This window comes from Pseudoalteromonas sp. ESRF-bin5, assembly GCF_002632075.1.
Taxonomy (GTDB): Bacteria; Pseudomonadota; Gammaproteobacteria; order Enterobacterales; family Alteromonadaceae; genus Pseudoalteromonas; species Pseudoalteromonas marina.
This window is the reverse complement of record NZ_NTLW01000207.1, coordinates 1-11,068: the sequence shown is the minus strand read 5'-3', so window position 1 is coordinate 11,068 and position 11,068 is coordinate 1. Positions and strand designations below refer to the sequence as shown.

Below are 11,068 nucleotides of genomic sequence, written 5' to 3'. Positions count from 1 at the left end.
ATAGAGAAATGAATCAGCTCAACATTACACCCAATGAGCTCTAAGAGTACTTTTACTCTCATTGCTATGATGGTGCTGCTGTCTATGATCAATATTTTTCTAGCCATTAAACTACACTTACAACCAATAAAATTAATATGTTACCAGCGTAGTATAAAAACACGAAAATAACACACATTCCTGTGCGTTATTTGTAAACAAATATGACCAATAAATAAGCGTAACTTATTCTAAATGCTTACCAAATATGGTTAGGCTGTATAAGTTATTATCCATAACGGCAACGTTTGGTAACTCCCCCCACACATCAAAACCAAAGTGCTTAAATAACTTTACGCTTGGCAAATTATGGCTAAAAATAAAGCCAAGTAACACGCTAATATCAAGCTTTTTAGCCTCCGATTGCGCAAACTGCATTAACTTTTTACCCAAGCCTTTACCTTGTGCATTTTTAGTTATGTAAATGCTCATTTCTACGGTTCCATCGTAAGCAGGGCGTCCGTAAAACGATTTATAACTCACCCAAGCAAGTACGGTATCGTTTTCGCAATACACATAAATTGGGCGCTTTTGTGTATGACTATTAAACCAATCTTTTTTTTCTTCAACGGTTACTTCTTCGGTATCTGCCGTTACCATTCGCCCTTCTATGGTTTCATTATAAATGGCGACAATATCATTAAGGTCGTCAATAGTTGCTAAGCGAGTTGTCATAGTAAATTTAAGTGGTTGATCAATTTCCTCCATATTAGCGTATGATCAGCCAATCAAACAATCGGATAGTTAGGTAATATGATGCTTAAAAAAATGATAATAGGGTTTACTGCGTTATTGGTTAGTTCAACTTTAATGGCACAAACACAGCCAAGTAATGAAGCCGTAAATCCCCAAGCCTGTGGCGATTTTACTAACGTTGATATCCGAAAGCTTCGCTCTAAAGAGTCCATTAACTTATGCGACTACAAAAACAAACCTCTGTTAATTGTTAATACTGCGAGTAACTGTGGCTTCACCCCTCAGTTTGAAAGCTTAGAAAAACTACACAAAACATACAAAGACGAAGGGCTTGTAATATTGGGCTTCCCTTCTGATGACTTTTTCCAAGAAGAAGATAACGAAAAAGAAACGGCCAAAGTCTGTTTTATTAATTATGGGGTCACCTTTCCTATGTTCGCCACCAGCGAAGTGAGAGGAAGTGATGCAAATCCTATATTCAAGCATTTAAACGAGCAAACAAGTTCGCCCAATTGGAACTTTTATAAATATTTAGTATCTGCTGATCGTAAAACAATTTTACGATTTAACAGCAAAGTAAAACCAGATTCAGAAAAAATGATTAAGGCAGTGGAAAATTCCCTGTCTAAAATCTAAATTTATACTGGTACAATTTGTACAAACTAACTAGTATGGCAATACACTAGGTTAAAAAAACACCACTTATAATCAGGAGATTTTATGGCAGTGGCAAGCGCACGACACATTTTGGTAGACAGCGAAGCACAATGTTTAGACTTAAAAACAAAAATTGAACAAGGCGAAGACTTTGCTGAATTAGCAAAAGTACATTCTAATTGCCCATCAGGACAAGACGGCGGCGCTCTGGGTGAATTTGGCCCGGGTATGATGGTCCCTGAGTTTGATAAAGTGGTATTTTCTGCCCCAACAAACCAGGTACAGGGCCCTGTACAAACGCAATTTGGTTACCATTTACTTGAAGTTACTAGCCGTTCAGAATAAATTGAGCTTTACTGCTATTAACGTTTAATAAAAGCCGCTTTAGCGGCTTTTTTTTGGAGTGATTATGCAATTAATTGGTTCTATTCCCTCACCTTACGTTCGCCGAATTAGAATATGGGCTCTGCAAAACAACTGTAATATAGAGCTTATAAGCTTAGACATATTTTCAGCTCAAGACCGCCCTAAAATGGCCAATAAAAACCCAGCCCGTAAAATACCTATTTTAATTGATGGTGATTTAACACTGAGCGACTCAAACTCAATAATACGCTACTTATTAGAGAAAACAGGCAAATCAAAGCTAAACTGGCCGCAAGAGCACTTACTTACCACTATTAATGCCTGCAACGACTCGCTTGTTGAAATGCTATTATGCGAGCGCTCAGGTTTAGATACACGAAGCGATGCATTATTTTTTAATCTGCAAAATGAGCGAATAGAACAAACATTAAGCTTTTTAAACAATCATTTAAACGATGAACAATTTAAAAGCTGTGAATACCTCAACATCAGTTTATACTGCCTGCTTGATTGGATTAGCTTTCGTGAATTAACTGACTTTAGTCAGTACAGTGAACTTGTTGCATTTCATGCACAATTTAGCGAACGTCAATCAGCAATAGAAACTAATCCTCGTCACTAACTTAATAAGGTAAACACATGAGCGATATTGAAATTGAATCACAGCTAGTTAACTTCGTAGAAAAAGTACGTGTTAGCGAAGTCATTTGGGCACTGGGCGCAGAAGATAATGGCTTTGTAGTGTGCGACTCAAACCAATTTGACGACACTGATGTTTTACTGCTCTGGGAAAGTGAAGAAGCGGCTAAAGCGCAGTGTAAAGAAGAATGGAAAGATTACAGTCCGGTAGAAATTAACCTTGATGAATTTTTAGATGCATGGGTTGAAGATTTAAATGAGGACGACGCATTAGTTGGCATTAATTGGAATGATGACCAAGTATGTGTTGAGATTGAACCAACGGGTTTAGCTCGTGCATTAAGTGAATAATAATTTACACACAGGACCTTAAAGCCTGATAACCCGACTAGCATCTAGTGCTAGTTGGGTATAAAATAAAACATCTCACTATTTTCAAGGTATTACGTTGAAAACCCATCTTGGTCGCCGCCCTTTTTCAGCCATGGAACTGCACACTCTTTATAATGGATATATATACGGTGATGTTCGACTCCCTCGCGAGCAAGCAAAACATTGGCACTTTTGGCTGCCACTAATAGCCTATTACAGCGGTGCTTACAGTGATGAAATTGGCTGTTTAACACTTGATGATCTTTGTATTATTGATGATATTTTATGTTTTAGCTTTCATACTCACGGTAAAATAAAGCCCCGCTTAGTCCCTGTACATAAAGCACTTATCGATGCAGGATTTAGCGATTATGTTGAGTTTATAAAGTCTAAAAACCACCAGCGACTTATGTTTGATCTCCCGGCTAAAACAGGCAGATACAGTGAAAAAGTACGTATTTGGTTTTCGGGTGAAGGCGATCGTGCCGGCTATTTGCAAAAATGTGATATCCCCAACGTTGACCAGCTCGGTATGAAAACCGCGATTAGTAGCTTACGTCTTAACTTTGAACAACAAGTACGTATTTATGCGCTTCAGGCTAACTCTAAAGACGCTTTTAATTATTTAATGGGCTTTAACGAATACCCAAACAGTCAGTTTGATGAAATCAGCTTATTAAATACGGTTATTCAACAAGTACGTATTATAAATACACAACTCAGCTGGCAACGTTTTCTATCACGCGAAAGCCACTGACAAACTTTGTTACTATTTACCATCAAAGCCACTTCTTAAATCAATTACGCGCCTCACAAAAACTGGTAGGATAAACTGTACCCATAAAATCTGGGCGTTTCTAACAATAAACAAGGGATCACTATGTTTCTTAAAAGCCTCTTAACTGTGAGTGTTGCGCTAGCAATAAATGCAGCAAACGCTAACGAATTCGTTATCGAAAAACTCGCAAAACCAAGTTCGCAAAATGTATCGCTGACACTTGACCCAAGTAAAGATACATTCACAGGGATGACTGAAATTGCCTTAGAAGTATTAAAACCAACACATTACATTGAGCTAAACGGTGTGGATTATGCTGTAAAAATGGCGCAACTTTTAGGTAAAGAAAACTGTGACTTAAGTAATGAAATACTTAAAACAGGTAAAGTTAAATTTAGCTGTGATGAAAAAATCCAACCGGGTAAATACACGCTTAATATTGATTTTTCTGCTCCCTACAACCGCCAAAGTGTGGGGTTATACAAAACATTGGATCAAGGTACACCTTACCTATTTACCCAATTTGAAATGAGTGATGCACGTCGTGCCTTCCCCGTTTTTGATGAACCAAGCTATAAAATTCCTTTTCAGTTAACAATAACGGCTCCAAGTTCACAAAAAGTATATGCCAATACACCAGAACTAAAAACAACAATAAATGGTAATATGACAACCCACTTTTTTGATAAAACACCGCCTATTCCATCGTATTTAGTTGCAATGGCTGTTGGCCCGTTTGAAGAAATAGACATTGAAGGTATGCCCATTCCTGGGCGTGTTATTACTCCTCAAGGTAAAATTCATTTAGCCGAATATGCTAAAGATAATATGCCGCGCGTACTTGCAGCATTAGAAGAGTATTTTGGTATTCCTTATGTGTATAAAAAACTCGACTCAGTTGCCGTGCCTGAATTCCCATTTGGCGCAATGGAAAACTCAGGTTTAGTAACTTACCGCGAAGACATTTTACTCGTTGATTTAGCTGCAGCGACACGCAGTAAAAAACAACGTAACGTATCTATTATTGCTCACGAACTAGCACACCAATGGTACGGTAACTTGGTAACCATGAAGTGGTGGAATGACCTGTGGTTAAACGAAGCGTTTGCAAGCTGGATGGCAGCTAAAATGACCAAGCAGCTAAACCCTGAGTTTGAATCACATTTAGACTTACCACAAAATAACGTAATGGCATTAGACGCCCGCTTAAGCACTAAACCTATTCGTAAGCCAATTAAAACCGAAGCTGACATTATGGACGGTTTGGGCCTTGCATACAGTAAAGGTAGCTCAGTACTTGCAATGGTTGAAAACTGGATTGGCGAAGAGGCGTTCCAAAAAGGGATTCAGCGTTACTTAAAAGACTTCTCTTATAAAAATGCAGAAGCGGCTGATTTATGGCAAGCACTAGGTAAAGCATCAAATAAAGATGTAGCCAGTGTTTTAAAATCATTTATTGAACAGTCTTCTTTTCCTCTTGTAAGCGTTAAACAGCAAGGCAAAAAAGTAACCATTTCACAAAGCCGCTTTGTGAATGCTGGTGTTGATGCGCCAGCACAACTTTGGAATGTGCCAGTAACGATTAAATACGGTGCAGGCGACAACGTTAAAACAGCCAGTGTTTTACTAAACAAACAAAGCCAAACGCTTGATTTAGATTTTGCACCAGAGTGGATTTACCCTGACCAAGGTGCTCTTGGCTACTACCGCTGGGTAATGGATGACGCGCAATTTAACGCATTAATTGAAAACGCGCCAACAGTGCTGACTGACCGCGAACGTTTAGCGCTATTATCGGCCACCGATGCACTGCTTAAGGCTGGCGTTATCTCTGCCGCCAAGTTAATGCAAACACTTGAAGTATTTGTAAGTGACAGCCACCCTCGTGTAGCAAATACTGCACTGGGCTACTTAGTATCGCAGCAACGTACGTTCAAAGATGAAAGCAATAAAGACTTATGGCCTGCATTTATCCGTGACGCAGTGACTCCTGCAGCTAAAAAATATGGTTTAGAAGCAAAAATTGACGAAGATGGTGCAGTGTCGCAACTTCGTGCAGCTGTTATATCACGCTTAGGCTTTGATGGCGAAGACCAAAACGTAATCAATAAAGCCAAAGAACAAACGCAAGTGTATTTAACTAACCCACAAAAAGTGGACCCATACTTAGCAGGTGTTTATTTAAGACTCGCTGCTTTTCATGGTGATAAAGCCTTGCTTGATCAATTCATGACAACATTTAAAACGACTAAAGACCCTCAAGTGCGCACTAACATGCTAGCTGCTATGGGCTTTTTTGGTGAGTCTGAGTTACAAAATACAGTGCTGGCTTACAGCTTAACTGATGAAGTAACCGCCTCTGATATGCGTACTATTTTATCTGGGCAAAGTTACACAGAAGAGCGCCAAGCATTATTTATCGATTGGGTTTATAACAATTACGATAAAGTAACAGCAAGTTTGCCGCCGTTCTTTATTCCTAATTTACCGTACTTTACAACCGTAGGCTGTGATGCCAAAAGCTTAGCAACCACTCAAAACTTCTTTAACGATAAAATTTCAGAAGTGCCTGGGTACAGCCGTACATTGAGTAAACTAGAAGAAAGTACGCTTGATTGTATTGCACTAAAAAAACGCGAGCTTGATTCGGTTAATAGCTTCTTAAACAGTAAATAACCACTATGTGATTAAGCTATAAAAAAGCCGCTGAGTATTCACTCAGCGGCTTTATAATTTTAGGGCGAAACTAATTAACTCAAATTACGGATAAAAAACTTCTTAACTAAAGTTCAGATTAATTACCAATGATCATCGTCAACTTAGCAATAAAGTCTTTTGCAGCTTGCTCTGAATTTATTTTAAATGCGACACCATAATGAATTGGTTGAGCGCTTTTATATATACGAGTTGGAAATCGGGTCATTTCACTGCTATGAAAATACCCTTGTGCACGTGTTACACCATCTATGTCATTAAAGTCATCGCTAAACACTTCAAACGCAGGGCGAATCACTATTTTACCTTTCCCACTTTCACTGTGAGTGTAAAAGGCCTCTTTAGAATTAACTAACATGTATTCAGCAATGTTTTTAATTTTAAAATTACTTCTGCATTGTAGTTTTATAAGCTGCTCTGTTAACTCATCTGCACTGTACGCCATGTTTATCCCTATTCGTTAATTTGCGTATCACCTTAACGCATACGCAGTTTGAAGTCTTACTTTATTGTGTTACGTCGCATACAAATGCAAGCTTATCATTGTTGTAACTCATTCGGGTGATATTAGTTTCGCAGTAAGTGCTTAAATCAAGCCATTGCGATATCTCATTACTGCCATCGAGCTTACGTTGATAAACACGATTTTTAATAGCGTAAGCAATTGTTTTATCATCTTTTAAAATGAAGTCTTGTACCTGAGTGGGTAGCCTTAATAAATCGCCTACTTGTTTATTTTGTGGGTTAAAGCTCGCTAAAATATGCTGATCATTTTTAGTGTAACTAAATAAAAACATCGCCGCGTTGTGGTTATAAATAAGTGTACGAGAAATATCACTGGCGGCTATTTCACCTCTAGCAGCGTCTACTGAGGTGTATTGAAGCGTATGCGGCTGACCTAAAATAAACATCACTAAATCGTTTTTAATGCCCCAAGCATGGTAGCCAACAGGCTCTATCCAATCAAAAATACGACTAGGCGCACTTTGTGTATTAAGCGGATACTGCCACAACTTTTGTTTTGAGTCGGCCTCTACAACAATGGCTGACAAACTTGTTTTATTAGGCATTAACGTTGGCGAATACTCACTGACAGGTGTATTTGTTAAGTTAGTTATTTCACGTGTTGTTAAATTGTAGTGTGCAATATCGGTTTGGCTTTGGTTATTAGTTATTACCTCATGGGTAAAGTATAAATCGTCATTAATTAAGTAAGGCTGGTTATTGTAACTTGTTTTGTCGCTTACTATGGTCACTTGAACACCATATGGCGTATTTAAATCAGCAAGTAATATTTGGCTTTTAGGCATGTTAGCGTGTGCACAACCTGCGGCTAACGCACTTAATGAAAAGAAGCTAAGTAATGGTTTTAAAAGTTTCATGCTTTCTCTCGTTTTAATTTTAAGCACCTCATGATAACGTTATTTGCTGATGGCGTCACTTGAGCTTAGTCAGTCAACACGTAAGATACCCAAACGACTTAAAAAAGTGTTAAGTTTAGTCTGGTTATATAGCCTGGTCCTAAAAAAGAGAATTAACATGTCAGCTAAAAATCCTATCATTGCAATTACTGGTTCATCGGGTGCGGGTACAACCACCACGACCAATGCCATTAAGCATATTTTTCGTAGCCTAAATATTCAGGCAGCATTTATTGAAGGTGATAGCTTTCATCGTTATACACGTCCCGAAATGGACAAAAAAATACGCGAAGCCCAACAAGAAAGTAAACATATTAGTTACTTTGGCCGTGAAGCTAACGACTTTGGCGCCCTTGAATCGTTATTTAGTAATTATGGTGAAACAGGGCAAGGCAAATTGCGCCGCTACTTGCACACCTTTGATGAGGCTGTACCTTATAACCAACTGCCTGGCACATTTACCCCTTGGCAAGACCTTGAGCATAATACAGATATTTTGTTCTACGAAGGTTTGCATGGCGGAGTTGTTGACCAAGACGTTGATGTAGCCAAGCATGTTGATTTACTCATAGGCATGGTACCTATTATTAACCTTGAGTGGATACAAAAGCTAATCCGCGATACTTCAGAGCGTGGCCACTCTCGCGAAGCCGTGATGGGGTCAATTGTGCGTAGTATGGACGATTACATAAATCATATTACCCCTCAGTTTTCACGAACGCATATTAACTTTCAGCGTGTGCCTACCGTAGATACATCAAACCCATTTAGCGCAAAAGACATTCCATCACTTGATGAAAGCTTTGTTGTGATCCGCTTCAGAGGCATTGAAGATGTTGATTTTCCTTATTATCTGAGAATGATTGAAGGTAGCTTTATGTCGCGTATTAATACGCTGGTAGTGCCGGGCGGTAAAATGGGCCTTGCAATGGAGCTTGTATTAACACCGCTGATAAAAGATATTATTATGAAAAAGCGCGCACTAGAGAACCTTGCTCCGCTTGATTTACCTATTTAGTATTATCGCTTTAGTGCTCTTTTTTGTTTAACAGAAGTCACGTACACTGCTGATTTTACTCAATACGAGATCAGCATGTCATCATTGTTAAAAGTTATAGTTGGATCTAAAAATCCAGTAAAAATAAATGCAGCAAAGCATATTTTTACTATGTACTTTCCAAATAACACTATTGATTGCCTAGGTGTTAACGCTCCTTCAAACGTGCCAGATCAACCTATTGGTGAAGATGAAACACGTATTGGCGCGCAAAACCGTGTTAACTATTGTAAAAAGCACCATCAAGCCGATTACTACGTGGCAATGGAAGGCGGTGCAGAGCAATTTAGCTATGGTGCAGCGACCTTTGCTTATGTTGTTATTGATAACGCCACAGAGCAGGTTATAGGGCGAAGCAGTAATCTTCCATTACCCAATATACTTTTTAAAGCATTACTTAATGGCGAAGAGCTTGGCGATGTAATGGATAAAGCATTTAACACCACAAATATAAAACAAAAAGGCGGCGCCATTGGCCTGCTTACAAATAACCATGCAACACGCGAAAGTACCTATACCCAAGCACTAACCTTGGCCATGGCACCCTTTTTACATAGCGACCTATATCGCAAATAAAATACAGGAAATTGAATGAAATACAGCTACGTGTTGTTTGATGCAGACGAAACTTTATTTAGGTTTGATATATTAGCCGGTATGACCCGTATGTTTAAAAAATACGGCGTTAACTTTACTAAAGACGACTACGTTCACTACCAGAAAACCAATAAACAACTGTGGGTTGATTATCAAAATGGTGTTATTAGTGCTGATTACTTGCAAGTAACCCGCTTTAACGAATGGTCAGCAAAATTAAATGTACCCGCTAAAGAGTTAAACGATGCATTTTTAGATGCAATGGCGCAAATTTGTGAACCATTACCAGGCGCTATAGAGTTGCTTAATAAATTAAAACCTCATGCTAGGTTAGGCATCATTACTAATGGCTTTGCTCGCCTACAAACAGTACGTTTAGAGCATACTGGTTTAAAAGATATGTTTGAATGGTTAGTTATTTCTGAGCTTGTAGGTATAGCAAAACCTAACAAAGCTATTTTTGAACATACGTTCGAACTGATGGGTAACCCAAATAAGAGTCAAATATTAATGGTGGGTGATACCGCATCAAGTGACATACTTGGCGGTAATAATGTAGGTATTGATACATGTTGGTTGCAACACCCTGGTGAACAATTACCAGAAGGAATAACCCCCACTTACACAATAACCAAATTAGAACAGCTACAAGCCATTTTAGGTATTTAATTTTTAAAACTTACTATTTTAAAAAAAATAGATACATAGCAAAAAAATGACGCTAATAAGCGTCATTTTTTGTAACTGTTTTAAGTGTGTACTTTAAGATACTTGGTTAGGCTGTTGCTAACTCAAGACCGGGTGCAGGCATCGTTACAGGCGTTTCAAATGTTGCCCACTCCCACGCTGACTCGGTTGCCATTACTTTACGAAGCAACTTATTGTTTAAATCGTGACCCGACTTAAACGCAGTCACCTTACCTAGAATATTATGGCCTGTCATAAACATGTCACCAACACAGTCTAGTATTTTGTGCTTAACGAACTCATCGCTGTAGCGTAAACCATTTGGGTTTAGTACTTTAAACTCATCAAGTACTACTGCGCTGTCCATGCTGCCACCTAGAGCAAGGTTATTAGCATGCATGTATTCAATGTCTTTCATAAAACCAAAGGTACGAGCACGGCTAATTTCTTCAGTAAAGCTTTGAGCGGTGATGTCTAAACCAACACGCTGACGACTTTCGTTAATAGCCGGGTGATCAAAAGCGATTTCAAAGTCGATGTGAAAACCGTCGTACGGTTCTACTTCGGCCCATTTGTCGCCTTCTTCGATACGTACTTTTTCTTTAATACGAATAAAGCGTTTAGCGGCATTTTGTTCTTCAATGCCGCCTTTTTGTAATAAATAAATAAATGGTAATGCACTACCATCCATAATTGGCACTTCTGAGCTGTCTAATTCTACAATTAGGTTATCAATCCCCATTGCTGCAACTGCAGCAATTAGGTGCTCAGTAGTTGATAAACGAACGCCATCTTTGTTAATTAAACAGGTACACAACTGCGTATCGCCAACGGCTTCAGGTGTTGTTTCAAATTCAACAACCGGATCAAGGTCGACACGACGAAATACAATCCCAGTATTTGCGCTCGCAGGTCGGAGAGTTATTGTGACCTTCTCACCTTTATGAAGTCCAATTCCTATGGCTTTGACTACTTCTGCAATCGTACGCTGTTTAATCATAGGTTCGCTCACTTAAATTTATTACAGTTAGACGGCGGATAGTA

Annotated in this window: 13 protein-coding genes; 9 read left to right on the top strand and 4 right to left on the bottom strand. The window is 38.8% G+C overall.

The genetic code is table 11. From position 1 onward, the window contains the following. Positions 1-225: 225 nt before the first annotated feature. Positions 226-714, bottom strand: coding sequence for a GNAT family N-acetyltransferase (locus tag BCG07_RS12505; protein ID WP_039036789.1), 489 nt, complete (start codon positions 712-714; stop codon positions 226-228). Positions 715-795: 81 nt separating this feature from the next. Between BCG07_RS12505 and BCG07_RS12500 the strand changes: the two genes are divergently transcribed. From BCG07_RS12500 to BCG07_RS12475, 6 genes are all read left to right on the top strand, one after another. Beyond that, complete coding sequence (locus tag BCG07_RS12500) at positions 796-1,371, top strand: glutathione peroxidase (protein WP_286890381.1); 576 nt, start codon at positions 796-798, stop codon at positions 1,369-1,371. An 84-nt stretch (positions 1,372-1,455) separates the two neighbouring features. Next, positions 1,456-1,737 carry a peptidylprolyl isomerase gene (locus BCG07_RS12495; RefSeq protein ID WP_286890379.1) on the top strand — a complete coding sequence of 94 codons (282 nt, stop codon included), beginning with the start codon at positions 1,456-1,458 and terminating at the stop codon, positions 1,735-1,737. Positions 1,738-1,801: 64 nt separating this feature from the next. Further along, on the top strand, positions 1,802-2,380 hold the full coding sequence (locus BCG07_RS12490) for a glutathione S-transferase family protein (protein WP_286890377.1): 579 nt from the start codon (positions 1,802-1,804) through the stop codon (positions 2,378-2,380). Between the two features lie 17 nt (positions 2,381-2,397). Then, positions 2,398-2,748, top strand: a complete 351-nt coding sequence (locus BCG07_RS12485; protein ID WP_006794081.1) for a DUF2750 domain-containing protein — start codon at positions 2,398-2,400, stop codon at positions 2,746-2,748. Between the two features lie 97 nt (positions 2,749-2,845). Then, complete coding sequence (locus BCG07_RS12480) at positions 2,846-3,526, top strand: site-specific integrase (RefSeq protein WP_008126825.1); 681 nt, start codon at positions 2,846-2,848, stop codon at positions 3,524-3,526. 123 nt (positions 3,527-3,649) lie between these two features. Beyond that, positions 3,650-6,223 carry a M1 family metallopeptidase gene (locus tag BCG07_RS12475; RefSeq protein ID WP_286890374.1) on the top strand — a complete coding sequence of 858 codons (2,574 nt, stop codon included), beginning with the start codon at positions 3,650-3,652 and terminating at the stop codon, positions 6,221-6,223. A 118-nt stretch (positions 6,224-6,341) separates the two neighbouring features. On the opposite strand, the gene BCG07_RS12470 is transcribed toward BCG07_RS12475, so the two are convergent. Further along, entirely contained in the window at positions 6,342-6,707 is a 366-nt protein-coding gene (locus BCG07_RS12470) for a hypothetical protein (RefSeq protein WP_006794078.1), read from the bottom strand. 61 nt (positions 6,708-6,768) lie between these two features. Next, positions 6,769-7,644 (bottom strand): hypothetical protein, encoded by an 876-nt coding sequence (locus tag BCG07_RS12465; RefSeq protein WP_286890372.1) that lies wholly within the window; start codon positions 7,642-7,644, stop codon positions 6,769-6,771. A 157-nt stretch (positions 7,645-7,801) separates the two neighbouring features. On the opposite strand from BCG07_RS12465, the gene BCG07_RS12460 reads away from it, so the two are divergent. The 3 genes from BCG07_RS12460 (at position 7,802) to yjjG (ending at position 10,006) form a co-directional block, all read left to right on the top strand. Then, positions 7,802-8,701 carry a phosphoribulokinase gene (locus BCG07_RS12460; RefSeq protein ID WP_138740409.1) on the top strand — a complete coding sequence of 300 codons (900 nt, stop codon included), beginning with the start codon at positions 7,802-7,804 and terminating at the stop codon, positions 8,699-8,701. Between the two features lie 75 nt (positions 8,702-8,776). After that, positions 8,777-9,316, top strand: coding sequence for an inosine/xanthosine triphosphatase (yjjX, locus tag BCG07_RS12455; RefSeq protein ID WP_286890371.1), 540 nt, complete (start codon positions 8,777-8,779; stop codon positions 9,314-9,316). 15 nt (positions 9,317-9,331) lie between these two features. Continuing rightward, positions 9,332-10,006 (top strand): pyrimidine 5'-nucleotidase, encoded by a 675-nt coding sequence (gene yjjG, locus BCG07_RS12450; RefSeq protein ID WP_286890370.1) that lies wholly within the window; start codon positions 9,332-9,334, stop codon positions 10,004-10,006. A 106-nt stretch (positions 10,007-10,112) separates the two neighbouring features. Here the strand turns inward: yjjG and lpxC are convergent, their stop codons facing one another. After that, positions 10,113-11,024 (bottom strand): UDP-3-O-acyl-N-acetylglucosamine deacetylase, encoded by a 912-nt coding sequence (gene lpxC, locus BCG07_RS12445; protein ID WP_008126813.1) that lies wholly within the window; start codon positions 11,022-11,024, stop codon positions 10,113-10,115. Between the last annotated feature and the right edge of the window lie 44 nt (positions 11,025-11,068).

Coding starts and splice junctions, on each gene's coding strand:
- BCG07_RS12485 (WP_006794081.1), top strand. CDS start 2,398: ATGAGCGATATTGAAATTGAATCACAGCTAGTTAACTTCGTAGAAAAA.
- BCG07_RS12490 (WP_286890377.1), top strand. CDS start 1,802: ATGCAATTAATTGGTTCTATTCCCTCACCTTACGTTCGCCGAATTAGA.
- BCG07_RS12505 (WP_039036789.1), bottom strand. CDS start 714: ATGACAACTCGCTTAGCAACTATTGACGACCTTAATGATATTGTCGCC.
- BCG07_RS12495 (WP_286890379.1), top strand. CDS start 1,456: ATGGCAGTGGCAAGCGCACGACACATTTTGGTAGACAGCGAAGCACAA.
- BCG07_RS12460 (WP_138740409.1), top strand. CDS start 7,802: ATGTCAGCTAAAAATCCTATCATTGCAATTACTGGTTCATCGGGTGCG.
- BCG07_RS12470 (WP_006794078.1), bottom strand. CDS start 6,707: ATGGCGTACAGTGCAGATGAGTTAACAGAGCAGCTTATAAAACTACAA.
- BCG07_RS12475 (WP_286890374.1), top strand. CDS start 3,650: ATGTTTCTTAAAAGCCTCTTAACTGTGAGTGTTGCGCTAGCAATAAAT.
- BCG07_RS12465 (WP_286890372.1), bottom strand. CDS start 7,644: ATGAAACTTTTAAAACCATTACTTAGCTTCTTTTCATTAAGTGCGTTA.
- BCG07_RS12500 (WP_286890381.1), top strand. CDS start 796: ATGCTTAAAAAAATGATAATAGGGTTTACTGCGTTATTGGTTAGTTCA.
- yjjG (WP_286890370.1), top strand. CDS start 9,332: ATGAAATACAGCTACGTGTTGTTTGATGCAGACGAAACTTTATTTAGG.
- lpxC (WP_008126813.1), bottom strand. CDS start 11,024: ATGATTAAACAGCGTACGATTGCAGAAGTAGTCAAAGCCATAGGAATT.
- yjjX (WP_286890371.1), top strand. CDS start 8,777: ATGTCATCATTGTTAAAAGTTATAGTTGGATCTAAAAATCCAGTAAAA.